At 58.8% G+C, this 25,442-nt stretch carries 24 protein-coding genes and 1 pseudogene; 10 read left to right on the forward strand and 15 right to left on the reverse strand.

The genetic code is table 11. The features are described from left to right. The first annotated feature begins 63 nt into the window (after window positions 1–63). Entirely contained in the window at window positions 64–1,146 is a 1,083-nt protein-coding gene (gene gcvT, locus EC915_RS14885) for a glycine cleavage system aminomethyltransferase GcvT (protein WP_133751296.1), read from the forward strand. A 68-nt stretch (window positions 1,147–1,214) separates the two neighbouring features. Next, the gene (gene gcvH / locus EC915_RS14890; RefSeq protein ID WP_133751297.1) at window positions 1,215–1,598 is read left to right on the forward strand and encodes a glycine cleavage system protein GcvH; all 384 of its coding nucleotides are present in this window, start codon (window positions 1,215–1,217) and stop codon (window positions 1,596–1,598) included. Window positions 1,599–1,689: 91 nt separating this feature from the next. Here gcvH and EC915_RS14895 read toward each other — a convergent pair whose 3' ends face one another. From EC915_RS14895 to EC915_RS14915, 5 genes are all read right to left on the reverse strand, one after another. Further along, on the reverse strand, window positions 1,690–2,007 hold the full coding sequence (locus tag EC915_RS14895; RefSeq protein ID WP_133751298.1) for a DUF2388 domain-containing protein: 318 nt from the start codon (window positions 2,005–2,007) through the stop codon (window positions 1,690–1,692). A gap of 205 nt (window positions 2,008–2,212) precedes the next feature. Beyond that, complete coding sequence (locus EC915_RS14900) at window positions 2,213–2,659, reverse strand: NfeD family protein (RefSeq protein ID WP_133751299.1); 447 nt, start codon at window positions 2,657–2,659, stop codon at window positions 2,213–2,215. A gap of 3 nt (window positions 2,660–2,662) precedes the next feature. Further along, window positions 2,663–3,616: an SPFH domain-containing protein gene (locus tag EC915_RS14905; RefSeq protein ID WP_133751300.1), complete on the reverse strand. Its 954-nt coding sequence runs from the start codon at window positions 3,614–3,616 to the stop codon at window positions 2,663–2,665. 137 nt (window positions 3,617–3,753) lie between these two features. After that, on the reverse strand, window positions 3,754–5,538 hold the full coding sequence (locus EC915_RS14910; RefSeq protein WP_133751301.1) for a GspE/PulE family protein: 1,785 nt from the start codon (window positions 5,536–5,538) through the stop codon (window positions 3,754–3,756). A 110-nt stretch (window positions 5,539–5,648) separates the two neighbouring features. Beyond that, window positions 5,649–5,996 carry a hypothetical protein gene (locus tag EC915_RS14915; RefSeq protein WP_133751302.1) on the reverse strand — a complete coding sequence of 116 codons (348 nt, stop codon included), beginning with the start codon at window positions 5,994–5,996 and terminating at the stop codon, window positions 5,649–5,651. 162 nt (window positions 5,997–6,158) lie between these two features. On the opposite strand from EC915_RS14915, the gene EC915_RS14920 reads away from it, so the two are divergent. Beyond that, the gene (locus EC915_RS14920) at window positions 6,159–6,629 is read left to right on the forward strand and encodes an Lrp/AsnC family transcriptional regulator (protein ID WP_133751303.1); all 471 of its coding nucleotides are present in this window, start codon (window positions 6,159–6,161) and stop codon (window positions 6,627–6,629) included. Between the two features lie 90 nt (window positions 6,630–6,719). On the opposite strand, the gene EC915_RS14925 is transcribed toward EC915_RS14920, so the two are convergent. Further along, entirely contained in the window at window positions 6,720–8,087 is a 1,368-nt protein-coding gene (locus EC915_RS14925; protein WP_133751304.1) for an inorganic triphosphatase, read from the reverse strand. 172 nt (window positions 8,088–8,259) lie between these two features. Between EC915_RS14925 and argE the strand changes: the two genes are divergently transcribed. Together argE and argA are read left to right on the forward strand one after the other, a co-directional pair. Continuing rightward, the gene (gene argE / locus EC915_RS14930) at window positions 8,260–9,408 is read left to right on the forward strand and encodes an acetylornithine deacetylase (RefSeq protein WP_133751305.1); all 1,149 of its coding nucleotides are present in this window, start codon (window positions 8,260–8,262) and stop codon (window positions 9,406–9,408) included. A 117-nt stretch (window positions 9,409–9,525) separates the two neighbouring features. Further along, window positions 9,526–10,824 (forward strand): amino-acid N-acetyltransferase, encoded by a 1,299-nt coding sequence (argA, locus tag EC915_RS14935; RefSeq protein WP_133751306.1) that lies wholly within the window; start codon window positions 9,526–9,528, stop codon window positions 10,822–10,824. 171 nt (window positions 10,825–10,995) lie between these two features. On the opposite strand, the gene gshA is transcribed toward argA, so the two are convergent. The 3 genes from gshA to EC915_RS14950 all read right to left on the reverse strand — a co-directional run bounded on the left by gshA (window position 10,996) and on the right by EC915_RS14950 (window position 15,493). Then, window positions 10,996–12,582, reverse strand: a complete 1,587-nt coding sequence (gene gshA / locus EC915_RS14940; RefSeq protein WP_133751307.1) for a glutamate--cysteine ligase — start codon at window positions 12,580–12,582, stop codon at window positions 10,996–10,998. 200 nt (window positions 12,583–12,782) lie between these two features. Beyond that, a complete protein-coding gene (locus EC915_RS14945; protein ID WP_133751308.1) occupies window positions 12,783–13,169 on the reverse strand; it encodes a PaaI family thioesterase in 387 nt (128 codons plus the stop codon). Next, entirely contained in the window at window positions 13,169–15,493 is a 2,325-nt protein-coding gene (locus EC915_RS14950; RefSeq protein WP_133751309.1) for a Tex family protein, read from the reverse strand. The genes EC915_RS14945 and EC915_RS14950 overlap by 1 nt, the downstream gene beginning before the upstream one ends. A 281-nt stretch (window positions 15,494–15,774) precedes the next feature. Between EC915_RS14950 and ompR the strand changes: the two genes are divergently transcribed. Together ompR and EC915_RS14960 are read left to right on the forward strand one after the other, a co-directional pair. Then, window positions 15,775–16,515: a two-component system response regulator OmpR gene (gene ompR, locus EC915_RS14955; RefSeq protein WP_133751310.1), complete on the forward strand. Its 741-nt coding sequence runs from the start codon at window positions 15,775–15,777 to the stop codon at window positions 16,513–16,515. A 164-nt stretch (window positions 16,516–16,679) separates the two neighbouring features. Continuing rightward, the gene (locus EC915_RS14960; protein ID WP_133751311.1) at window positions 16,680–17,993 is read left to right on the forward strand and encodes an ATP-binding protein; all 1,314 of its coding nucleotides are present in this window, start codon (window positions 16,680–16,682) and stop codon (window positions 17,991–17,993) included. Between the two features lie 194 nt (window positions 17,994–18,187). On the opposite strand, the gene rimK is transcribed toward EC915_RS14960, so the two are convergent. From rimK to EC915_RS14975, 3 genes are read right to left on the reverse strand one after another with little or no spacing between them, the layout of a single operon-like run. After that, the gene (gene rimK / locus EC915_RS14965; protein ID WP_093465889.1) at window positions 18,188–19,093 is read right to left on the reverse strand and encodes a 30S ribosomal protein S6--L-glutamate ligase; all 906 of its coding nucleotides are present in this window, start codon (window positions 19,091–19,093) and stop codon (window positions 18,188–18,190) included. Next, on the reverse strand, window positions 19,090–19,545 hold the full coding sequence (locus EC915_RS14970) for an ATP-dependent zinc protease (protein ID WP_177413379.1): 456 nt from the start codon (window positions 19,543–19,545) through the stop codon (window positions 19,090–19,092). The genes rimK and EC915_RS14970 overlap by 4 nt, the downstream gene beginning before the upstream one ends. Window positions 19,546–19,587: 42 nt before the next feature. Beyond that, window positions 19,588–20,361 carry an EAL domain-containing protein gene (locus tag EC915_RS14975; RefSeq protein ID WP_133751313.1) on the reverse strand — a complete coding sequence of 258 codons (774 nt, stop codon included), beginning with the start codon at window positions 20,359–20,361 and terminating at the stop codon, window positions 19,588–19,590. 118 nt (window positions 20,362–20,479) lie between these two features. Here EC915_RS14975 and EC915_RS14980 point away from each other — a divergent pair, with 118 nt between their 5' ends. Continuing rightward, entirely contained in the window at window positions 20,480–20,881 is a 402-nt protein-coding gene (locus EC915_RS14980; RefSeq protein ID WP_133751314.1) for an RNA-binding S4 domain-containing protein, read from the forward strand. 25 nt (window positions 20,882–20,906) lie between these two features. On the opposite strand, the gene EC915_RS14985 is transcribed toward EC915_RS14980, so the two are convergent. Beyond that, window positions 20,907–21,716 (reverse strand): phosphatase PAP2 family protein, encoded by an 810-nt coding sequence (locus EC915_RS14985; RefSeq protein ID WP_133751315.1) that lies wholly within the window; start codon window positions 21,714–21,716, stop codon window positions 20,907–20,909. A gap of 96 nt (window positions 21,717–21,812) precedes the next feature. On the opposite strand from EC915_RS14985, the gene hslO reads away from it, so the two are divergent. Further along, window positions 21,813–22,715 (forward strand): Hsp33 family molecular chaperone HslO, encoded by a 903-nt coding sequence (hslO, locus tag EC915_RS14990; RefSeq protein ID WP_133751316.1) that lies wholly within the window; start codon window positions 21,813–21,815, stop codon window positions 22,713–22,715. Between the two features lie 192 nt (window positions 22,716–22,907). Beyond that, window positions 22,908–24,449: a phosphoenolpyruvate carboxykinase gene (locus tag EC915_RS14995; RefSeq protein WP_133751317.1), complete on the forward strand. Its 1,542-nt coding sequence runs from the start codon at window positions 22,908–22,910 to the stop codon at window positions 24,447–24,449. Between the two features lie 55 nt (window positions 24,450–24,504). Here EC915_RS14995 and EC915_RS15000 read toward each other — a convergent pair whose 3' ends face one another. Then, window positions 24,505–25,221, reverse strand: a complete 717-nt coding sequence (locus EC915_RS15000) for a hypothetical protein (protein ID WP_133751318.1) — start codon at window positions 25,219–25,221, stop codon at window positions 24,505–24,507. A 134-nt stretch (window positions 25,222–25,355) separates the two neighbouring features. Continuing rightward, window positions 25,356–25,442 (reverse strand): annotated as a pseudogene (locus tag EC915_RS25290) (transcriptional regulator); the annotation flags it as partial.

Raw genomic sequence — 25,442 nt, forward strand, 5'->3', positions numbered from 1 at the left:
TACTGCCGAATGTGCCCAGCCAGCTATAATTTTCACATTTCCCTGGCCCGGAAGGAGAAACCCATGGGAAAGCGTACGCCCCTGTTTGACCTGCACCTTGCGCTCGGCGCGAAGCTGGTCGATTTTGGTGGTTGGGATATGCCGTTGCATTACGGCTCACAGGTCGAAGAGCACCATCAGGTGCGCCGCGACTGTGGGGTTTTTGACGTGTCGCACATGCATGTGCTCGACGTTTCAGGCAGTCAGGCCCAGCCCTGGCTGCAATACTTGCTGGCAAACGACGTCGGCAGACTGCAGCAAACCGGGCGTGCGCTCTATAGCGCCATGCTCGACCCTCAGGGCGGGATCGTCGACGACATGATCGTCTACCGTACCGACCAGGGATATCGGTTGGTGGTCAACGCGGCTACCGGCACCAAGGATCTGGCCTGGATGAATTCCCATCTTTGCGGCTTCGACGTGCAGGTGATCCAACGTTCCGAGTTGGCGATGCTGGCCATTCAGGGGCCGCATGCCCGGCAGAAAATCGCCGAGCTGGTCACTCAGACGCGCTCCGAACTTATCCACACCCTAAGGCCGTTCGAAGGCCATCAGGAAGGTGACTGGTTCATCGCCCGCACCGGTTATACCGGCGAGGATGGGCTGGAGATCATCCTGCCGAGCGATCAAGCCTGCAGCTTTTTCAACGAAATGGTCGGCGCGGGAATCTCGCCGATTGGCTTGGGCGCGCGCGATACGCTGCGCCTTGAAGCGGGAATGAATCTTTTCGGGCAAGAAATCGATGAGCAGGTTTCACCGCTGACGTCCAACATGGGCTGGACCGTTGCATGGGCGCCGCAAGATCGCGACTTCATTGGTCGTGGTGCGCTCCAAGCAGAGCGAGCCAAGGGCATTGCCTCAAAGCTTGTCGGGCTTGTGCTTGAAGAGCGCGGTGTTTTGCGCGCGCATCAAGTCGTTCGAATAGCGGAAGTTGGCGAAGGAGAGATTACCAGTGGTAGTTTCTCTCCTACGCTGAGCAAGTCGATTGCCCTGGCGCGTGTTCCGATAGCCACTGGCGACCGCGCTGAAGTGGAGATCCGCGGCAAGTGGTACCCGGTTCGAGTGGTCCAGCCGACGTTCGTTCGTCACGGTAAGGCCCTGATTTGACCCTTGTTATCAAAGACAATCCCTGGCGGGTTTCCCGCTGACCTGATGATGTAGAGAGGATAAAAATTATGAGCGATATTCCCGCCGAACTGCGTTTTGCCGAAAGTCACGAATGGGCGCGTCTGGAGTCTGACGGCACTGTGACTGTGGGTATCTCCGATCATGCTCAGGAAGCGCTGGGAGACGTGGTGTTCGTAGAGTTGCCGGAAATCGGCAAGGTGCTTGCTGCCAGTGATGCAGCAGGCGTGGTCGAATCAGTCAAGGCCGCTTCTGATATCTATTCGCCGGTTGCCGGTGAGGTTATCGAGGTGAATGAAGCACTGGGCGATGCGCCTGAAGAGCTGAACAGCGCGCCTTACAGCTCATGGATTTTCAAGCTCAAGCCTTCCAACCCCGCAGACCTGGAAAAGTTGCTGGACGCCGCTGCTTACAAAGCCGCGATCGGCGAATAAGCACCCGAATCGGTGTTGGCTGCCGATGCGTTTATTCCCTGCCAAATAAAAATGCCGCTCAATTGGACGGCATTTTTTATGGTGTTGAGCGTTACTGCTCAGCAACCAGGTTCTTCGCCAGAATCGCGTTTGCCAGATCCATGTCCGAAGCGTTCAGCCCCGGGTTGTCTTGGCGAACCTGATTCATGGCTGCTTCCAGATACGGGCCACGAATGGCCCCGTTGCTGGCGACGAAGCTACCGGCATCATCCTGCGCAGCCACAATCAGTTTGTGATGCCGGAAAGTCAGGTAGGTAGAGCCGGTGGTTGCGCCGGACGAAATAACGTCGTGCAGAAAGCTGTCAGCCATGGCTGAACCGACGGGCAGGGAAAGCAGAGCTAACGTGGCTACGGCAAGTTTTAGACGCATGGCGGGTGACTCCGACGTTGGATGTTCTGAAACGATTTGATCCGCCTGCCTCTGATCTAGTTCCGTATCTCAAGCGCGAACAGCGGCTGCAGGTGGATCTGTAGCGGTGAATTCATTGGCCAGAATCGAGCGGAAGACATCGTGCGTCGGACATCTGGCCTCATCGCGAATGAATTGGCTCCCACAGATATGGATTCGCTTTTGCTCAAACCCCTTCAACCTTCAAAATCGCCCCGTCCTGTGCAATGACTGTCACCTGATCGCCTGCCGGGGTGTCAGGGCCTACGACCATCCATACCCCGTCGCCGACCTTGATCTTGCCGCGCCCGCTGACGATGGCGTCATGCACCACGAACGTCTTGCCAATCAGCTCCGAGCCGCGCATGTTGAGCCCCGGCTGGTCGGACTTGCGAAGCACATTGCGCTGGCGACGCCACCAATACAGCGCCGTTAACACCGAAAGCACGGCAAACAGCAGGAACTGCACTTCCCAGCTCATCGACGGGAGGATGTACGTGAGAATGCCAACGCCCGCCGCTGCCACGCCTATCCAAAGCAAATAACCGCCTGCGCCAAAGACCTCGAGGATCAGCAGCACAGTGCCCAGCCCCAGCCAGTCCCAGAACGACAGGTTCTGCACGTAATGCCACATGATTTAGACTCGCTTGCCCGTGTCGGGCCTGTTCTTGTCGAGATTCCCTTTGTCGAACGTCGCCTTGACGATCTCGCCGATGCCGCCGATTGCACCGATCATCTGGCTGGCTTCCAGCGGCATCAGGATGACTTTGCTGTTGTTGGCCGACGACAGTTTGCCGAGTGCGTCGATGTATTTCTGCGCGACGAAATAATTGATGGCTTGCACGTCACCGGCAGCGATTGCTTCGGACACCACCTGGGTCGCGCGGGCCTCGGCTTCGGCCTGCCGCTCACGGGCTTCAGACTCCAGAAACGCGGCCTGCCGCTCGCCTTCGGCTTCGAGAATCTGCGCCTGTTTCTTGCCTTCGGCGGTGAGAATGGCCGAAGCCCGCAGACCTTCTGCCTCGAGAATCTGAGCGCGTTTGATCCGCTCGGCCTTCATCTGCCCGGACATGGCTGCCATCAGATCCGCGGGCGGGCTGATGTCCTTGATCTCGATCCGTGTGATCTTGATGCCCCACGGCGCAGTGGCCTCATCGACGATGCGCAGCAGGCGTTCGTTGATACCGTCGCGCTGGCTGAGCATGGCGTCCAGCTCCATGGAGCCCAGCACGGTACGGATGTTGGTCTGCAGCAGATTGCGGATCGCATGCTGCAGGTTGTTGACCTCGTACGCCGCCTGCGCGCAATTGACCACCTGATAGAAGCACACTGCGTCAATCTGCACTGTGGCGTTGTCGGACGTGATGACCTCCTGCGGCGGAATATCCAGCACCGTTTCCATCATGTTGATCCTGTGCCCGATACGGTCCACCACTGGCACGATGATGTTGAGGCCGGGTTTGAGCGTGTTGGTATAGCGCCCGAAGCGCTCGACCGTCCATTGGTAGCCCTGGGGCACAACCTTGAAGCCCATGAACACGATGGCAATGGCCAGTCCGACGAAAAGTAGAGCCACACTACCGATTTGCATAATCCGTCCCTGTTGATCGCTATTGATAAGGCTGCGGAGAGTAAGGTGAAGGCACCCGCTCTGCGAATATTTCTTGTATCAAAAAAATCACTGCGCCGGGAAAAATCGCCATTCATTGCTTCTGCTAGGCAGCGTGTCTACCGTTGCTCGCTGTGCGGCGTAACCCGCAGCACTTCTTCGATCGTGGTCAATCCGGCGGCGACTTTTTGTGCGCCGGACAAGCGCAGGCTGCGCATGCCGTCCTTGAAACCCTGGCGGCGCAACGCCGTAAGGTCCAGATCTGCGGTGATCAGGGATTTTACTGCGTCGGACATCAGCATGATCTCGTACACCCCGGCACGCCCGCGATAACCGGTGTCGCGGCACTCTGCGCAACCCACCGCCTGCTGCGCCCCGCTCGGCACAGGCGCCTGCCAGGGGCGGGTCAGGGTCTGCCAATCGACTTCATCGATCTCCACCGGCGCTTTGCAATGCGGGCACAGCGTACGCACCAGACGCTGGGCCATCACGCCTAGGATCGTCGCTTTCAGCAGGTAATGCGGCACCCCCAGCTCCAGCAGACGGCTGATGGCACTGGGCGCGTCGTTGGTGTGCAGTGTCGAAAGTACAAGGTGGCCGGTGAGCGCGGCCTGAATCGCCATTTCGGCAGTCTCCAGGTCGCGAATCTCGCCGATCATGATGATATCCGGGTCTTGCCGCATCAGGGCGCGAACACCGCTGGCGAAGGTCAGGTCAATGTTGTGCTGAACCTGCATCTGGTTGAACGCCGGTTCGACCATCTCGATAGGGTCCTCGATGGTGCAAAGATTCACCTCCGCTGTGGCCAGCTTTTTCAGCGTGGTGTACAGCGTGGTGGTTTTCCCCGAACCGGTCGGCCCGGTCACCAGAATGATGCCGTTGGGCTGGCGCGTCATGCCTTCCCAACGACGCAAATCGTCGCCGGAGAAGCCCAATTGGTCGAAATCCTTGAGCAGCACTTCCGGATCGAAGATCCGCATCACCATCTTTTCGCCGAACGCAGTAGGCAAGGTCGACAGGCGTAATTCCACTTCGCCGCCATCGGGGGTCTTGGTTTTGACCCGACCGTCCTGCGGCTTGCGCTTCTCGGCCACGTTCATCCGGCCAAGGCTCTTCAGGCGGCTGGTGACAGCCATCGTCACCTGTGGCGGAAACTGATAGACGTTGTGCAGCACACCATCGATACGAAAGCGTACGGTCCCGGCTTCCCGGCGAGGTTCGATGTGAATGTCGCTGGCGCGCTGCTGATAGGCGTACTGGAACAGCCAATCGACGATATTGACGATGTGCGCGTCGTTTGCGTCCGGTTCCTGATCACTCGCGCCGAGCTTGAGCAACTGCTCGAAGTTACCCAGGTTGCTCACTTTTTGGTCAGTTGCGTTAGCGCCGCTGACTGATTTCGCCAAACGGTAAAACTCGACGGCCAGTTTCTGTACATCCACGGGGTTGGCGACCACACGCTTGATCGGCATTTTCAGCACGTGCATCAAGTCCGCTTCCCACGCTTTTACGTAAGGCTGGGCGCTGGCGATGGTCACGCACTCGCGATCTGCGGCAACGGCCAGGATCTTGTGGCGCTGCGCGAAGGCGTAAGACATCAAAGGGGTGACGGCGGCTACGTTGATCTTTAACGGATCAATGCGCAGATACGGTTGGCCAGCCTGATCGGCGAGCCAGTCGGTGAGGGTTTCCAGATCGAGCTTCTTGCCCGGGCGCTTGGGGTCATCGAACTGCTGCGTGGCGATGAATTCCAGCGGATGGGTCTGCAAATGCTGCGTACTTCGGCGCAAGGTCAGTGCGTATTCGGCATTGTCCTGATCAAGGTATCCCTGCGCGACGAGATCGCGCAGCACTTCATTCAGATCTAGCCAGCGGTCCTGGGAAGATGAGGCAAGGACGGACATGCGGGCTCCTTTGGACGAGACGACTTACTAAGTAGATAAGCAAGAGTAGTCCCAAGCGTGCCAGTTGTTGCGTCCTGCAGACAGTGAAGCGTTGCCAATATTTTCGAGACTCAACCGACAGCGAGCGAGACGGGCTCGGATAGGACGTGCAAATCGCTGATCGGTTCCAGTTCTACTGTACAAACATTGATCAGGTTGCGCATTTTTTTACCAATGACCTGTGCCCGATGCCACGTCATGCCGTCCGCTTCAATATTGATCATCAGCATGCCCTCCTGCTGCAAGACGTTGACTTGCTGCGGGATCAGGTACTGCATGGCGAACAGATTCAGGAGCCGGCACAGCGTATCGGGCTCGGCTTCGGCAAGGATCTGATAGCGTGAGCAGCAATGGGCGTTGGCAGCGGACCAGGCGTCATAACGAAGCGGGGCGGTGTTGACGGCTTCAAGGTGCGGCATGCTGAACTCTCCTGTTTTCGTCTGCTGTGCGAATGGGCTTCGACGAGCTGTTGAGTGAAAGAAAGTTTTACATGCCAGCGTAGAAAATTCTGACCCATAATTAGCTGTTTCAGGCTTGTTGAGAATTGTTAATGTGGGGCGCGTGTATTTAGAGAATTGATTATGCAAACAGAGCTGGATACTTATGATCGCAAGATACTCGCGTTGCTCCAAGAGGACGCTTCATTGTCCAGCGCGCAGATCGCCGAGCAGGTGGGCCTGTCTCAATCCCCGTGCTGGCGCAGGATTCAGCGACTGAAAGATGAAGGAGTGATTCGCAGGCAGGTGACGCTGCTGGATCGCAAGAAGATCGGGCTGAACACGCAGATCTTTGCGGAGGTAAAACTCAACGCGCACGGTCGCTCCAATTTCACCGAATTCACCGACGCGATTCGTGGGTTTCCAGAGGTGTTGGAGTGCTATGTGCTGATGGGGTCCGTGGACTTTCTGCTGCGCATTGTCACGCCGGACATTGAGGCCTATGAGCGGTTTTTCTTCGAGAAGCTGTCGCTGGTGCCGGGGATCCAGGAGGTGAATTCGACCGTGGCGCTTTCCGAGATCAAATCGACGACGAGTTTGCCTATATCGAAGTAGCCGGGTTCTGACGTTTGCTCAGGCGACTGTTCTGCAGCGGCACTCAAGGCCAGTAGGAGCCGGCAAGCCAGCTCCTCAGTCAGACTGCCGTCAGATCTTCAGCAACGTCTTCCAGGCCCGGCTTTGCAGTACGGCGATGGTCTGTTGCACGCGTGCTTCGAGGACTTCGTCGCTGATGTCCAGGTGCGCCAGTTGTTCGAGTTTGTTCAGTTCACCGTACAGGCGGTCCAGCTCTGGCAACTCCAGAGTGTGGCGGGCGTAGTGCAGCCAGCCCTGAATGCGTTCGATGCGAGGCAATTGTTCGGCCAGATCTTCCGGCTGTTGCTGATAGCGTGGCAGGTTCAGCGCCGTCGCTTCATCGCCCAGAAAGCGCGGGACCCAGCTGCTAAGCATCGCGTTGCCCTGCCGGTTGCCGCGATTATTGCGCTCGGTGGTCCAGCTTTGCGCCATCAGCCAGCGCGAGGTGGTCAGCGAGAAAAGGCCCCAGCGCGGGTCTTCTAGCTCTTCGATGAATTGCTCATGGGCCGCAGCACGTACATCGGCGTCTTCCTGACCGGCCTGAACCAGCGTACGCCAGTCTTCCAGCAAGGCATCCAGCGCGGCGCGCAAGTCGTGAGTGGTGGCACGCGGCGCGGCCTGACCCAGGCTTGAGGACAGTGCGCGCAGTTCGGCGAGCACGTCGACCCATTCCTGCAACAGATTCCAGTGCCCGTTGAAGCGATACTGCTCGGCCAGACGCTGGCTGCTGCCTAGCAGATACCAGGCCAGCGCGCTGTAGGCCTGATCGACGGAGGTCTCGGCATGCAGTTCCGGCAGCGGCAACCTGATCGAATAGCTGCTGGCGTCGAACAGGCGATAGCCGCGCTCGGCCTTGCTGATGTCGCAAGGCATCAGCGCCAGCTTCTCAGCCAACTCTGCAGCCAGTTCCAGCAACGCGGCAGGCTCGCCTTCACGCAGCTCCAACTCCAACTCGCAGATTTCTTCCTGTTGCTTGCCTGCGATGACCTTGCCCAGGTCCAGCGCCGCCTCGATCACAACCTTGGCCTTGCCACGGCCCCAAGCGATTTCTGCCTTCTCGCGAACGAAGTCGGTGGTGAACAACGGTTTGATGGTCTTCTTGTCCAGATCCGCCAGTTGCTCGGGCCAGCATTCGCCGTCCAGCTTCTTCACATCCAGCTTGGCCTTGGGCAGTTCCCAGTTGTACTCGTTGCGCTCGGACAGACCGGCAACGCTCTGGCCGCGGGTCTTCAAGGTCTGGATGATCGCGTCGCCATCACGGCGCACGCGCAGGGCGACCTTGGCGTGGGCGAGCTCGCGCTCGGGCGTATCGAAATACTGGTTGAACAGCTCCAGCCGCTCCCAACCGCTTTTGTTGCGCTTTTTCAGCAACGGATGGTCGCGCAAGGCAATGAGGGTTTCGCGGCTGACGCGGAGTTTGATTTCGGTTTCTTTCTGCATGGCCGGGAATCCAGGCGCTCTATCGCGATAGGCGCTTTATTTCTGAGAACAGGGGACGCAGCCGGAATCGACACAACTGCGTGGGTCGTGCAGTGTACAGGACATCAACCGTGACAGTTTATTCCTGCGGCCCAATCACCCTATGATGGAGCCAGCATTCGAGGAGTTGCCCATGCCGTTGCCGTCCATGAAAGACCAATTCGCGGCTTTGATCGCCGCGCCTTCGGTGAGCTGCACGCAGCCTGCGCTGGACCAGTCCAATCGCACCGTCATCGACCTGCTGGCCACCTGGCTTGGCGATCTGGGTTTTGCGTGCGATATCCAGCAAATCAGCCCTGGCAAGTTCAACCTGCTGGCGACTTATGGCTCCGGCCCCGGTGGCCTGGTGCTGTCCGGACACAGCGATACCGTTCCTTACGACGACGCACTGTGGAAGACCGATCCGCTGAAGCTGACAGAAGTCGACGGCAACTGGGTAGGACTCGGCAGCTGTGACATGAAAGGCTTCTTTGCGCTGGCAATCGAGGCGCTGCAACCCTTGCTGAACAAGCCTTTCAAGCAGCCGTTGATCATTCTGGCGACCTGTGATGAGGAAAGCTCGATGGCTGGCGCCAAGGCCCTTGCGGCTGCCGGTGGCGTGCTGGGGCGCGCGGCCGTGATCGGCGAGCCTACGGGCCTCAAGCCGATTCGTCTGCATAAGGGCGTGATGATGGAGCGCATCGATATTCTCGGGCGCAGCGGCCATTCATCGGACCCGAGCTTGGGTCACAGTGCCCTTGAGGCGATGTACGACGCGATCGGCGCGCTCAAAGGCCTGCGCCAGCAATGGCGGACGCAGTTCAGCAACCCGCAATTCACTGTGCCCCAGCCAACCATGAATTTCGGCTGCATCCACGGTGGCGACAACCCCAATCGCATCTGTGGGCAGTGCTCGCTGGAGTTTGACCTGCGCCCGCTGCCGGGCATGGATCCGGAAATGTTGCGTGCTGCGATTCGGCAAAAGCTGCAGCCACTGGCCGAACAGCACCAAGTGAAGATCAACTACGCGCCGCTGTTCTCGGAGGTCGCGCCGTTCGAACAAAGCGCCGATGCGGAACTGGTACGCGTTGCTGAACGTCTGACGGGTCATACGGCTGAAGCAGTGGCATTTGGCACCGAAGCGCCTTATCTTCAGCGCCTTGGTTGCGAAACGATCGTATTGGGTCCCGGTGACATCGCTTGCGCGCACCAGCCCGGCGAATATCTCGAAATGTCCCGTTTGCAGCCTACCGTGCGTCTATTGCGTCAGTTGATCGAACATTACTGCCTGACTCCCGCGTGAGTCAGCGCCCATCCAGAAGGAGAGTACGCGTGTTGCGATGCCTGTTCCGACGATAAAACTCATGCCGTCGTGAGTGTTTCTACCCTTCGTCCCTCTTTTTTACAGGCTCATCCGGATATGCCCGATTACGTCAATTGGCTCCGCCACGCGTCTCCCTACATCAATGCCCACCGCGATTGCACCTTCGTCGTGATGCTTCCGGGCGACGGTATCGATCACCCTAATTTCGGCAACATCGTGCATGACCTTGTGCTGTTGCACAGTCTGGGTGTGCGTCTGGTGCTGGTTCATGGCTCGCGGCCACAAATCGAGAGCCGTCTGGAAGCACGTGGCCTGACGCCGCACTTTCATCGCGACATGCGCGTGACCGACTTTGCGACGCTTGAGTGCGTGATCGACGCCGTGGGCGCACTGCGCATCGCCATTGAGGCGCGCCTGTCGATGGACATGGCTGCCTCGCCCATGCAGGGCTCACGCCTGCGGGTGACCAGCGGTAACTTCGTCACGGCACGGCCAATTGGTGTGCTTGAAGGCGTTGATTACCAACACACCGGCGAAGTGCGCCGGATCGACCGCAAGGGTATCAACCGCCTGCTCGACGAGCGTTCGATCGTGTTGCTGTCGCCGCTGGGTTATTCGCCGACCGGTGAGATTTTCAACCTCGCCTGCGAAGACGTCGCGACCCGCGCTGCGATTGATCTGGGTGCGGAAAAGCTGCTGCTGTTCGGCGCCGAATCCGGCTTGATGGACGAGCAGGGTCGTCTGGTACGCGAGCTGCGCCCACAGCAGGTCCCCGCGCACCTTCAGCGTCTGGGCAGCAATTACCAGGCGGAACTGCTGGATGCGGCCGCTCAGGCCTGTCGCGGCGGCGTTGCGCGCAGTCATATCGTCAGCTATGCCGAAGATGGCGCGCTGCTCTCCGAGCTGTTCACCCGTGCCGGTGGCGGAACCCTGGTGGCGCAGGAGCAATTCGAACTGGTGCGCGAGGCCTCGATTGGCGACGTGGGCGGTTTGATCGATCTGATCACGCCACTGGAAGAGCAGGGCATTCTGGTGCGCCGTTCCCGCGAAGTGCTTGAGCGCGAAATCGAGCAGTTCAGCGTGGTGGAGCGCGAAGGGTTGATCATCGCCTGTGCAGCGTTGTATCCGATTGCCGATTCCGAGACGGGTGAGCTGGCGTGTCTGGCGGTAAACCCTGAGTACCGCCATGGCGGGCGCGGCGACGAGTTGCTCGAACGCATCGAAGAACGGGCGCGGGCGCAGGGCCTGAAGACCTTGTTCGTGCTTACCACTCGCACTGCGCACTGGTTCCGCGAACGTGGCTTCGAGCCGAGCAGCGTCGACCGCCTGCCAAGCGCCCGTGCCTCACTGTACAACTATCAGCGTAATTCGAAGATTTTCGAGAAGGCGATTTAAGCCAAACCGCGCCGGGCCCGGGTTTGGGCCAAGGGGTTATTTTCGGTTCGCGGGGATTCCCTGCAAGAGCGAATTTATTCGCGAGGCGGCGGTATATCCGGTAGAGATGCTGCGGATGTACCGGCCAATCGCGAATGAATTCGCTCCCGCAACGCGCTCAAAAGCCTTGTGTCAGTTACTGATCGCCAGAATGCTCGCCTGATAGGCCCCGACGAAGATATCGAAATCCACTGGCTCTTCGGTCCGTTCCAGGTCCGATTGTTCGCTCAGGGAGACGCGTGCCCGGGTTTCGAAGTCGTTCTGGTCTTCGGCGCTCAGCGGCTGGCTGCGGAAAGTGTCGGCATGCACTTGTGACTGACGCAGCGAGAAGGCTGTGAAGCCTTCCTTGTGTTCCGTCATGGCGGCCAGCACCTGTGCCGATGGCGTCAGCGATGCATCTGCCACTTTCGCACGCTGAGCGGCCAGCGATTTGGCGTGCTCATCGATGCCCTGGCTTTTGTCCAACAGCGCAATGATCGGTTCGATCTTGTCCAGTAGCTCATTCGCCCAGACTTTCAGGTCAATGGTCGAGGTGTTGCGGCTCAATTGCAGCCCTGGACGACGACCTTCCTTGACCACGGTCAGGAAGTTGCCACTGGCGTTGCCGCATTCGCAATCGGCCAGTTGCGGGCTTTCCTGTAGCGCGCAGAACAGAATGAACGCGTCGATGAAGCGCGACTGCTGCAGATCGATACCCACTGGCAGGAACGGGTTGATGTCCAGGCAACGCACTTCGACGTACTGCACGCCGCGGGCCACCAAGGCCTGAATCGGACGCTCGCCGGAATAGGTGACGCGCTTTGGCCTGATCGTCGAGTAGTACTCGTTTTCGATCTGCAGCACGTTGGTATTGAGCTGAATCCACTCGCCGTCCTTGTGCGTACCGATTTCGACGTAAGGCGCGTAAGGCGTTGCTACCGCTTTGCGCAGGCTGTCGGTGTAGGCCAGCAAGTCGTTGTAGCACGGCGTCAGATCGGCCTGAGCGTTGCTCTGGTAGCCCAGATCGCTCATGCGCAGGCTGGTGGCGTAAGGCAGATACAGCGTGTCCGCATCGAACTGCTCCAGCTGATGCGAGCGACCGCGCAGGAAGCTTGCGTCCAGCGCGGGGGAGGCGCCAAACAGGTACATCAGCAGCCAGCTGTAGCGACGGAAGTTACGGATCAGGCCGATGTAGCTTTCAGACTGGAAATCACGATCGCTGCCATCAAAGTCCACGGTCTGCTTGAGCACCGGCCAGATAGCTTCGGGTAGCGAGAAGTTGTAATGGATCCCGGCAATGCACTGCATGGTCTTGCCGTAACGCAGCGCCAGGCCCTGACGGTACACGTACTTGAGTTTGCCGATGTTCGAGGTGCCGTAATAGGCGATCGGGATGTCTTCTTCAGCCGGCAGCGGGCACGGCATTGAAGGGCTCCAGATGTATTCATTGCCCAGCTTGCTGTAAGCAAAGCGATGGATTTTCTCCAGGCTCTCCAGCGTGTCGGCAGGGTTGGTCAGCGCTGGGGTGATGAACTCCAGCAAAGACTCGGAATAATCGGTGGTGATCTGCTCGTTGGTCAGCGCAGAACCCAGGGATTCAGGGTGCGGTGTCTGAGCCAGCCGGCCCTCGCCTGTAACGCGCAGGCACTCGCGCTCGATGCCGTGCAAGCACTTCTCCAGAAGGGAGAGGTGAGAGTGCTCGCCAAGCAGAGCCAGGCGGCGATTGAGAAGTTCGCTCAAGTTGGATTCCTTCACGCGTCAGTCGGCCCTATATGGGGGCGATATGGCGCTCTACAAGGGTGAAGAAAGGAACTGGCGTTTTCGCCTCGTTTTTGATCCTAACGCCGATGCATGTCGCGCTGATCATTCCCACAAGGAAAATCAGTTGATTTCGACACTGATACACAGTGCCGAAATTAACTCATATCGCCATCGGACAGCTAGATGATCGCGAACGTGCCTTGTGCTTTAGCGACGAGTTTATCGGCCTGATGTACGGCAGCCTCCACCACCAGCGTGCGACGACCGGCGTGCAGCACTGTTGCGACACAGGTGACTTCGCCATCCGCCACGCCACGCATGTAGTTGATCTTGCACTCGACCGTCACGCTTTGCTTGTCGAAGCCGTGGGCGCTGGAACAGGCCAGCCCCATTGCAATATCAACCAGACTGAACAGGGCTCCGCCATGCATCACATTGCCGCGGTTGCGCAGATGCGGTTCCAGCGCCAGTGCCACTTCGGCGACACCTTTCTCGCTCAGCCGCACGATGCGGCAACCCAGGGTCTTGAAGTAAGCGCTTTGCTTAAGATCGTCCGGGATATCCATCAGCGTTTCTTCAGTTGCTTGGCATTGGCGAACAGCGAGGCCATGGCGTTGTTCGCCGGGGCGGCAGTCGCGGTTTCCTTGCGTGGCGCACTGCTTTGTTGCTGGCGAGGGGCTGAGCCAGGACGTGCTCCGCGTGCGCCGTCGATCTTCTCGCCCGGTGTGTCACTCATGCGCATCGACAGACCGACGCGTTTGCGCGGGATGTCGACTTCCATGACCTTGACCTTGACCACGTCGCCGGCTTTCACCGCTTCGCGCGGATCCTTGATGAATTTCTCCGAAAGCGCAGAGATATGCACCAAACCATCCTGATGCACGCCAATATCGACGAAAGCACCGAAGTTGGTCACGTTGGTCACGACGCCTTCGAGGATCATGCCCAATTGCAGGTCCTTGAGGTCTTCGACGCCGTCCTGGAACTCGGCGGTCTTGAACTCCGGACGTGGGTCGCGGCCCGGTTTTTCAAGCTCTTGAAGGATGTCGGTCACGGTCGGCAGACCAAACGTTTCGTCAGTGAATTTCTTCGGATCAAGGCGCTTGAGAAAGCTGGCATCACCGATCAGGGAGCGAATATCACGTTCGGTTTCAGCGGCGATGCGCTGTACCAGCGGATAGGCTTCCGGGTGCACGGCGGAGGAATCCAGCGGGTTGTCACCGTTCATCACGCGCAGGAAGCCTGCGGCCTGTTCGAAGGTTTTTTCGCCAAGGCGTGAGACTTTCTTCAACGAGGCGCGGGTCTTGAAGGCGCCATTCTCGTCGCGGTGGGTGACGATATTCTGCGCCAGCGTGGTATTCAGGCCCGAGATGCGCGCCAGCAGGGCAACCGAAGCGGTATTCACGTCAACGCCTACCGCGTTCACGCAGTCCTCGACCACGGCGTCCAGCCCGCGCGCCAGCTTGAGCTGAGACACGTCGTGCTGATACTGGCCGACACCGATGGACTTGGGGTCGATCTTCACCAGTTCCGCCAGCGGATCCTGCAAGCGGCGCGCGATGGAAACCGCGCCGCGAATCGATACGTCCAGATCCGGGAATTCCTTGGCCGCCAATTCCGAGGCCGAGTAAACCGACGCGCCGGCTTCGGACACCATGACCTTGGTCATTTTCAGACCTGGATATTTTTTGATCAGCTCGGCAGCCAGCTTGTCGGTTTCGCGGCTGGCGGTACCGTTGCCGATGGCAATCAGATCGACCGAATGCTTGGCGCAAAGCGCCGCGAGCACAGCGATGGTCTGATCCCACTGGTTTTTCGGCACGTGCGGGTACACCGTGGCGTAATCGAGCAGCTTGCCGGTCGCATCGACCACGGCCACCTTGCAGCCGGTGCGCAGGCCCGGGTCCAGACCCAATGTCGCGCGCGGGCCAGCGGGGGCCGCCAGCAACAGGTCATGCAGGTTGTGGGCAAAGACGTTGATCGCTTCGGTTTCCGCGCCATCGCGCAGTTCGCCCAGCAGGTCGGTTTCGAGGTGCGAATACAGTTTGACCTTCCAGGTCCAGCGCACCACTTCTGCCAGCCATTTGTCTGCCGAACGGTTCTGATTCTGCAGACCGAATCGCTCGCTGATCATCATTTCGCACGGGTGTAACGTGCCGGGCAGTTCTTCGCCAACTTTCAGCGCAGAGCTGAGAATACCTTCGTTGCGGCCACGGAAAATCGCCAGGGCTCGATGGGATGGCATGCTCTTCAGCGGTTCGTCATGTTCGAAGTAGTCGCGGAACTTGGCGCCTTCTTCTTCCCTGCCGGCCACGACCCGCGCGCTGATCACGGCTTCCTGCTTGAGGAAGCTGCGCATTTTTTCCAGCAGCGTGGCGTCTTCGGCGAAACGCTCCATCAGGATGTATTTGGCCGCTTCGAGCACCGCCTTGATCTCGGCGAAGCCTTTTTCGGCGTCGACGAAGCGCGCAGCTTCAGCTTCAGGCGTAAGGCTCGGGTCGTTGAACAGCGCGTCCGCCAGCTCGCCAAGACCCGCCTCCAGGGCGATCTGGCCCTTGGTGCGGCGCTTCTGTTTATAAGGCAGGTACAAGTCTTCGAGGCGAGTCTTGGTGTCGGCGAGCTTGATGTCGCGCGCCAGTTCCGGGGTCAGCTTGCCTTGCTCTTCGATGTTGGCAAGGATGCTGATGCGGCGCTCATCGAGCTCGCGCAGGTAGCGCAGGCGCTCTTCCAGATGACGCAATTGCGTGTCATCGAGGCTGCCAGTCACTTCTTTGCGGTAGCGAGCGATGAACGGCACGGTTGAGCCTTCATCCAGTAGCGCGACGGCCGCTTCGACCTGTTGCGGGCGGACGCCGAGTTCCTCGGCGATGCGGCTGTTGATGCTGTCCATAAAACCACCTGACAAATGTGTGTGCAAAAAATCCGGCTGCTGGCGGACCGCCTGGAGCGCGAGGTGCCTGATCTTGAGGGCGGCGCATTATACCCAGTGAGCCCGGATTAGGGGATCGCCCTGTCAGGGGCTGCAAACAGGCAGGTCAGACCCAAGGAAGAACGTGCGCAGACCCTTGGGCAGAGCACCAGTGTCGGTTCAGGAAAAATCTGCTAACAATGCACACGGTGCACATCACAGCAGCTGCGCCATAATGCGCGCCGAGATCAAAGGAGCATCCAATGAGCAGCACTGCACAAACGGCTGAAGGCGAGAAAATCCTCATCGTTGACGATGACCCGGGCCTGAGCAGCCTGTTAGAACGCTTTTTCACCAGCAAGGGTTATCGCGCCCGTGCCGTGCCCAATGTGGAGCACATGGACCGGCTGCTGGCTCGTGAAGTCTTTCACCTCGTCGTGCTGGACCTGATGCTGCCCGGCGAAGACGGCCTGTCCGCCTGCAGCAGGCTGCGTGCTGCGAACAACCAGGTGCCGATCATCATGCTGACCGCCAAGGGCGATGAGCTGAGCCGCATCAAAGGGCTTGAACTGGGTGCCGACGACTACCTGGCCAAACCGTTCAACCCTGATGAATTGATGGCCCGTGTCAAGGCGGTCCTGCGTCGTCAGGCCGCGCCTGTACCCGGCGCACCTGCCAGCGAAGATGAAACCGTTACGTTCGGTGAGTACGAGCTGTCTCTGGCCACCCGCGAGCTCAAGAAGGGTGATCAGGTGCATATGCTCACCACGGGTGAGTTCGCTGTACTCAAGGCCTTGGTCATGCACGCACGGGAACCCCTCACCCGCGACAAGCTGATGAATCTGGCCCGCGGGCGCGAATGGGACGCACTGGAGCGCTCCATCGACGTACAGATTTCCCGTTTGCGTCGTCTGATCGAAGTCGACGCCGCCAAGCCGCGCTACATCCAGACTGTATGGGGTGTGGGTTATGTGTTCGTGCCGGACGGTGCCGGCAAGCAGTAAGCAGGTTAACAGACTGCCAGTCGGGCGCATTGCACGCCCGTTTATGCTGACCAGTCACCCGCAACTCCTGAAAAGGAGGGTCTCGGGTGGCTGGTTTTGCCGTCTCTTGCCCTCGACGAATCTCGCGAGCCTGGCTCGCTCCTGCAAAGTGTGTAGCTGCTGTTATGAAGACACCGCTCTGGTTCCCGCAAAGCTTTTTCTCCCGCACGCTATGGCTGGTGCTTATCGTCGTGCTGTTTTCCAAGGCATTGACCCTGGTTTACCTGCTGATGAACGAAGACGTGCTGGTCGATCGTCAATACAGCCATGGGGTTGCGTTGACGTTGCGGGCTTATTGGGCAGCGGATGAGAGTGACAGGCAGACCATCGCTGATGCGGCGGGGCTGATTCGGGTGGTGGGCGGCGGGGTCCCGGAAGGCGAGCAGCACTGGCCGTACTCGGAAATCTACCAGCGGCAGATGCAGGCTGAACTCGGTGCCGACACCGAGGTGCGGCTGCGTGTCCATGCACCTCCTGCCTTGTGGGTGCGCGCGCCAAGCCTGGGCGATGGCTGGCTGAAAGTCCCTCTTTACCCCCATCCTTTGCGCGGGCAGAAAATCTGGAGCGTTCTGGGTTGGTTCCTGGCCATCGGTTTGCTGTCCACGGCGTCGGCATGGATCTTCGTCAGTCAGCTCAACCGGCCCCTCAAACGTCTGGTTTTCGCCGCCCGTCAGCTTGGGCAGGGGCGTAGCGTACGCCTGCCGGTCAGTGATACCCCCAGCGAGATGACCGAGGTTTATCGTGCCTTCAACCAGATGGCAGAAGACGTCGAGCAAGCAGGGCAGGAGCGGGAATTGATGCTGGCGGGGGTTTCACATGACCTGCGTACGCCGTTGACGCGATTGCGCCTGTCGTTGGAACTGATGCCTGCCAACAACGAATTCATGGAAGGCATGGTGCGCGATATCGAGGACATGGACGCCATCCTCGATCAGTTTCTGGCGTTCATCCGCGACGGACGTGACGAAGAGGTTGAAGAAGTCGATCTGGTCGAACTGGTTCATGAGGTAGTGGCGCCCTACAACAGTCCCGTTGAACAGGTGCGTCTGTGCCTGGAGTCGATTCCGCCATTTGCGCTGCGGCGCGTCTCCATGAAACGCCTGCTTAATAACCTGATCGGCAATGCGATGCACCATGCGGGCGACGGCGTCGAAGTCGCGGCCTACGTTTCCGGTGACAGCGGCGCGCCTTATGTGGTGCTTAGCGTGCTGGACCGTGGCATGGGCATTGATCCGGCGGAGCTGGAAGGCATTTTCAACCCTTTCATTCGCGGCGACCGCGCCCGCAGCGGCAAAGGCACCGGCCTGGGCCTTGCCATCGTCAAGCGCATTGCGTCCATGCATGGCGGTAACGTCGAGTTGCGCAACCGTTCAGGTGGCGGGCTCGAAGCACGTGTGCGATTACCGTTGGGATTGATGTTGCCCAGGGATGCAGATTGATCAGCCGCTCGGCCAAGGCAGATCATTTGCAGGAGCCGGCTTGCTGGCGAGCGCGGTGAGTCAGAAGAAAATCTGCTAACAAACCGCGTTCATCATTGTCGGAGCCTCCGACGTCTACTACAGGTGTTTTGGCCTACCGGGAAGCAGCGTCGAACATTGCGCCAGAGCGCTCGAGCGTCCATAGGACGGAGTCATCACCCCTTACCCTTCGTCCGCGTCATGTGCGGGCCGCCGTTTTTCTCGATGTACTGAATGATCATGCCTGCCACATCCTTGCCGGTCGTCGCCTCTATGCCCTCCAGCCCTGGTGAGGAGTTCACCTCCATCACTAACGGGCCGTGGTTGGAGCGCAGGATGTCCACACCTGCGACGCTCAGGCCCATGACCTTGGCCGCGCGAATGGCGGTCATGCGTTCTTCCGGGGTGATCTTGATCAGGCTGGCCGTACCGCCCCGGTGCAGGTTGGAGCGGAATTCGCCGGGCTTGGCCTGACGCATCATCGAGGCGATAACCTTGTCGCCCACTACGAAACATCGGATATCCGCACCGCCTGCTTCCTTAATATATTCCTGCACCATGATGTCCTGCTTGAGGCCCATGAAGGCTTCGATCACGGATTCTGCTGCCGTTGCCGTCTCGCAGAGTACAACGCCGATACCTTGGGTACCTTCCAGAACCTTGATCACCAGCGGTGCGCCGTTAACCATTTGGATCAGATCGGGAATATCATCGGGTGAGTGGGCGAAGCCCGTCACCGGCAGGCCGATCCCGCGCCGCGACAACAGCTGCAGCGAACGCAGTTTGTCCCGGGAGCGGGCGATGGCCACTGATTCGTTGAGCGGGAAGACCCCCATCATCTCGAACTGGCGCAACACGGCGCAGCCATAAAAGGTCACAGAAGCGCCAATACGCGGGATCACCGCGTCGAAGCCTTCCAGGGGTTTTCCTCGATAGTGGATCTGCGGCTTATGACTGGCGATGTTCATATAGGCGCGCAGGGTATCGATCACTACGACCTCGTGGCCACGCTGAATGCCAGCTTCGACCAGACGACGAGTTGAATACAGACGCGGGTTTCGCGAAAGCACAGCGATCTTCATGCAACACCTGTGGCAAGGGAAATTGAAGCCGGATAGACCGGCTTGTCCTGAACGTAAGTAATGCCCGGATTGACCACCAAATGGCCGTCAATCAAGGCTTTGGAACCCAATAACAACCGGTAACGCATGGCCTTGCGACAGGCCAGGGTAAATTCCACTGGCCAGACCCGGTCTCCCAGTGCCAGGGTGGTGCGAATCACATAGCGCACCTGCGCATGGCCATTGGAGCTCTTGATGGTCTTCATCGCGACCAACAGGGCTTCGCATCGACGGTGACGCAGTTGCACGACCGTGCCCAAGTGCGCATTGAAACGCACCCATTTCTCGCCATCGCGTTCAAAGGGTTGGATTTCGGTGGCGTGCAGGCTAGAGGTACTGGCGCCTGTGTCGATCTTTGCACGCAGCCCCGCGACTCCCAGGTTGGGAAGCGCCACCCATTCGCGGAGGCCGATGACTGTCAAATGGTCGAATGTTTTCAAAGCGATACCGTACTTTTACGCGTTCTGCCAGACGCCCGGATCAACCTGGGCCAGTGACTTGAATGCCGGTTTGGCGAACCAGTAACCCTGCATCAGATAGATGCCACAGTCGGCAAGAAAGTCGCGCTCTTCGGCATGCTCGATACCTTCGGCGATCACTGCAATGCCCAACTCTGTACACATTGCGACAACCCCCCGAACGATGGCCTGGCGCGCGCGATCACGGTGCACGTTACGCACCAGCGCCATGTCCAGCTTGATCAGGTCTGGCTGGAAGTCAGCGAGTAGAGCCAACCCGGAATACCCGGCGCCGAAGTCGTCAATGGCCGTCTTGAAGCCGAATTCGCGGTACTCGCGCAGAATATGGGTCAGATGGTGATTGCTGCCTATGTGCTCGGTTTCCACGGTTTCGAAAATCAGGCGTTCCAACGGGAAGTTGTGCGTGCGTGCGGCTTCCAGGGTGCTGCGTATGCACAATTGCGGGCGATAGACGGCATTGGGCAGGAAGTTGATCGACAAGTGCTCGCCCATATTCAGACTGGCTGCTGTTGAAATCGCCCGCGTTCGGCACAATTGATCAAAACGATAGCGATTATGGTCACCGACCCGACTCAGGATTGACTCCGCACCTTCGCCGTTCACTCCGCGAACCAAAGCTTCATGGGCAAAGACAGAGCGACTGCGCAGATCGACGATGGGCTGATAAGCGAAATCGAAATGAAAATCCAGTTCCGGGCTGTTTTTGCAGCCTTCGCACCCGCCAGTCAATGAAGTGGGAAAGTCTGTCACGTAGTGCTCCAGGATCGGCGTCGTCTATCTTGGCTGGCAGTGTAAACGACGGTTGGGATAACTGCGTGCCCGACGTCGCGTAGTACAGTTCTGACTGTTACCAGATTGAGGAATTCAGATGTCACAGAAGTCAGACGAAGAAGACAAGGTTCGCCTGGATAAATGGTTGTGGGCTGCGCGCTTCTTCAAGACCCGCGCGTTGGCCAAGGCCGCTATCGAAAGCGGCAAGGTGCATTGCCGGGGAGAGCGTTGCAAGCCTGGCAAGGAGCCGCGCGTTGGCGACCCATTGCAGATTCGCGCAGGGTTCGATGAGCGCACGGTGGTGGTTCAGGCGCTGTCCATCGTGCGCCGCGGCGCTCCAGAGGCGCAGTTGCTGTACAGCGAAACTCCGCAAAGCCTGGCAAAACGCGAGCAGGCCGCCGAGATGCGCAAGGCCGGCAGCCTGGGCGTGAGCACCGATGGCAAGCCGACCAAGAAACAGCGTCGGCAATTGTTTCAGTTCCACTCGGCGGATGATTGAGTGGTTCTGCTGTGCTCGCTTGCCGTTATTCGCGTGAGCCCGGTTCCATGACACTCAGGCAATTGAGCAGCGGTACCTTGGCGAACAGGTTGAAAACCGGCGCGGTCATCCGCAGCAGGAAGCGGGTGACCACAGCCACGAATGGCGTGTAGCAACTCCAGGCCAGTGCAAGCAAGGCAATCATCACGCCACCGATATAGTCATCCTGCCCCCAGTGAGCCCCCGCCACCAGACGCGGCATCATGAACAGAAATGCCAGACCCCAGATAACGACGCGCTGGCCGACGGTGCGGCTGTACACGCTCATGAACATCGCCCAGATCAGCAGAACGGATGCGTGGTCCCCCGGGAAGCTCTGGCTCGAACGATCCTTGAGCTGCCATTTATCTTCCAGCGTCGGGAAAATCTCGCTGAGCTTGATGGCATCCGGAATCACCATCGACGCACTGTCATGCTGCAGCGAGGTGTGATCGATGATCTTGGAGAACACCGTCCGGATGACCAGCAGCAGGAGCAGCGTCAGTACGAAACCGATCAAGGCAGCACGGGTTTGTACCGCTCTGAACACCCAATTGCCTTTGATCAAAAGCATCAACAGGATCAACCCGACGACGATATCGAAGGGACGCATACTGGCAATCGTCCAGGTCCAGAGCCACAACTTGCTCTGTTCCAACGGCCTGTTTAGCAGGTGGAAAAACCACTCGTCGAATTGCGTAAAGGCGGCATGGCCCGCAGGCCAGATCCACAATAGCAGCAGCGCGAGCGCCACCAGATTACACAGCAGGAATTTTTTGATGTTCCACTTGGGTTGGAACAAGGCGGGATAGTCCATAAGATGCCCCCATCGGCATGGCAGTGCACCCGTCGGTGCTAAACCGCGCTTTATAAGCGCTTGTCATCACTTTGTCATTACCTCAGATACTTTCCTATGCATGATTTTCCGGATATTGATTACACCCAGCGTTTCATCTTCGACGAGAGCGACGTACGCGGCGAGCTGGTGGCGCTCGAGCGCAGCTACGCCGAGGTGCTGGCCAAACACCCATACCCTGAGCCGGTGGCGAAATTGCTCGGCGAAATGCTCGCCGCTGCGGCGTTGTTGGTGGGCACTCTGAAATTCGACGGTCTGCTGGTGCTGCAGGCGCGCTCACTGGGTCCGGTTTCCTTGCTGATGGTTGAATGCTCCAGCGAGCGGGAGATACGCGGCATTGCACGTTACGACGAGAGCCTCATTACTCCGGCTGCCAGCTTGCAAGAGCTGATGCCCGATGGCGATTTGACCATGACCATCGATCCGCGTCGTGGCAAACGCTATCAAGGTATTGTGGGGTTGGACGGGGTCGACCTTTCGGCGTGCCTGTCGAGTTACTTCGTGATGTCCGAGCAATTGCCTACGCGCTTCTGGATCAAGGCCGACGGCAAGCGCGCTCGCGGCCTGCTGCTCCAGCAATTGCCTCCCGCACGTCTGACCGATCCGGAAGATCGCGAAGCCAGCTGGCAGCACGTCAACACCCTGGTCGATACCCTGACCGCCGAAGAACTGCTGAGCTTGAACAACGAAACCGTGCTGCACCGTCTCTTCCATGAGGACGCCGTTCGCATGTTCGACGTTCAGCCGTTGGTGTTCCGTTGCAGTTGCTCGCGCGAGCGCTCCGCAAACGCCTTGATCAGCCTTGGCCTGGAGGATGCGCAGCAATTAGTGATCGAGCATAACGGTGCCGTCGAGATCGATTGTCAATTCTGCAACCAGCGCTACCTTTTCGACGCTGCCGATGTGGTTCAGCTGTTTGCCGGCGGCGGGATCGACACCCCCTCGAACACCCGTCATTGATGTAGTGCCAGCGCCGGGCTGAATGGTTTCTCCCCGGCGGGGCTGGTTCTACATTATGTAGTTCTGACAGTTGGCCCCTACCTTTTTCAGGCGTTTCTGGCATAATCCTGCCCACTTTTCAGCTGTAGTAGTTTGCGTTTTTCTACTACAAAACGTTTGGAGCACTCGGCCAGCGGGCCGACGGGGAATCTCATGACGCAAGCCAACAATGCCGTTTACACCGATCTCAGTGTCGACGAACTGGTTAAAGAAGCCCTCAAACGCGAAGAAGGCGTACTGTCCGATACCGGCGCACTCGTCGTCGAAACCGGCCATCGTACCGGTCGTTCGCCGGTAGACCGTTTCATCGTCGATGAGCCGACCACTCAGGCCGCAATTGCCTGGGGCCCGATCAACCGTAAATTCCCGGCTGACAAGTTCGACGCCCTGTGGGCCCGTGTAGAAGCGTTCAACAACGCTCAGGAACACTTCGTTTCCCACGTTCACGTAGGCTCTGCCGCAGACCACTACCTGCCGGTCAAGATGACCACCCAGACTGCCTGGCAGAACCTGTTCGGTCTTTGCCTGTTCATCAACCCGGCCCAGTACAATCCTGCTGATCGCCAGGAATGGCAGGTCCTGAACGTTGCCAATTTCGTCTGCGAGCCTGAGCGCGACGGCACCAATTCCGACGGCTGCGTCATCATCAATTTCGCACAGAAAAAAGTGCTGATCGCTGGCATGCGTTACGCCGGTGAAATGAAGAAAGCCATGTTCTCGGTGCAGAACTTCCTGCTGCCTGCCGCTGACGTACTTCCGATGCACTGCGCTGCCAACATCGGTGAAGAGGGCGATGTGACCCTGTTCTTCGGTCTGTCCGGCACAGGCAAGACCACCCTGTCCGCAGACGAAAGCCGTTACCTGATCGGTGACGACGAACACGGCTGGGGCGAAGGTGTTGTGTTCAACATCGAAGGCGGTTGCTATGCCAAATGCATCGACCTGTCGGAGAAGAACGAGCCTGTTATCTGGAAGGCCATCAAGCACGGCGCCGTTCTGGAGAACGTAGTCTTGGACGCGTCTGGTCATGCCGACTATGCCGATGGCAGCCTGACCCAGAACAGCCGCGCAGCCTACCCGCTGGAGCACGTTGAAAAGCGTTCCGAGAAAAACTTCGGTGGCGAACCGAACGCTGTGATCTTCCTGACTTGCGACCTGACCGGCGTTCTGCCGCCAGTCTCGATCCTCAGCGAGGAACAAGCGGCCTACCACTTCCTGTCGGGCTACACCGCACTGGTGGGATCGACTGAAATGGGCTCGGGCAGCGGCATCAAGTCGACCTTCTCGACCTGCTTCGGCGCACCGTTCTTCCCGCGCCCGGCGGGTGAGTACGCTGAGCTGCTGATCAAGCGCATCCGTGGCTTTGGCTCGAAGGTCTACCTGGTTAACACCGGTTGGACCGGCGGCGGCTACGGCGTCGGCAAGCGCTTCAACATCCCGACCACCCGTGGCGTCATCGCAGCCATCCAGAGCGGCGCGCTGATCGGTGCAGAAACCGAGCACCTGGACACTGTCAACCTGGAAGTGCCGACATCGGTTCCGGGTGTCGACACCGCACTGCTCAACCCACGTAACACCTGGGCTGACAAAGCAGCGTACGACGAAGCGGCGAAGGCGCTGGCCGGTCTGTTCATCGAGAACTTCAAGAAGTTCGAAGTGAGCGACGCGATCAAGGCTGCGGGGCCGAAGTTGTAATTACGGGTCTGCATAAAGAAACCGCCTTTCGGGGCGGTTTTTTTATGCCTTTGATTCAACCTGCCTTGTTCGTCGCCGGAAAGTCCTGAGTGATATCGAAACTGCCCTTGGCGACAACGCTTTTGGCATCGCACAGTTTCGCGTCGAAACCGGGGTGACGTTCGCCGTGCTCGGCGGCGTATTTGGCGGCTTCTTTGGTGCACTCGTCGGAGGGTTGTTCAGGGGATAGGGCGGCATTGAACTGGAAGGTGCCGATCAGGCGGTACCGGTCCAGCAGCTTGTTGGAGGACTCCAGCTTTTCGATTTTGCTGAAGTCGAGTTTGACGTTGCTGTTAGCGCCACTTTTGTCGGCATCGAAATATTGATAGTACGACCCGGTGTCATAAGAAGCGCTGTTCTCATCGTGGGCAACTTCGACACGACCGCCCTGGAACATGATCGCCTGCTTCTGCTGATCGGGGTTGTCGAAGGAGAAGCCCAGAATAGGGCCAATGCTCACTTCGTTTCGGTCACCTTCGGCTTCCTGGTCCGCGCTCAGCGTCAGCCAATTCGCGCCGGGTAGCTTTCCCGGAAGAAAGCCCACGCCGACCGCATCGCCCTTGGCTTCGTAGTGCAGGTTCAACGCTCCGCTCACATCCACTGTCATGGATTTCGTCAGGCCTCGGGAGTCTGCAGAGGCACGGCCCGGCTTTTCAGGATGCTTGTCCCCGCAACCGGCGAGGATGGCAATCAGAGTGGTGAACAGTAGCGGAAAGTAGCGAGTCGAGATCATGACGATTTCCTGAAGTGATCGGCGTAAAGCCTCTGCTTGGCGCAAGGTATGACCGCGAAAATAAGAGTTTGTCAGGGCGCAGGACAGAAGCGGGACCATCGGTGTGATGTTCGTACGCTGCAAAGCAGTGGCGCTTAGCTGGCCAGAGCGTTAGTGACATTCACGGGATCATTGTGGATTGCTTTAAGCAATGCCTTCGCCGGCCCGGTCGGTTCGCGCCG

Origin of the sequence: Pseudomonas sp. LP_7_YM (assembly GCF_004364435.1) — a bacterium.
Lineage (GTDB): Bacteria > Pseudomonadota > Gammaproteobacteria > Pseudomonadales > Pseudomonadaceae > Aquipseudomonas.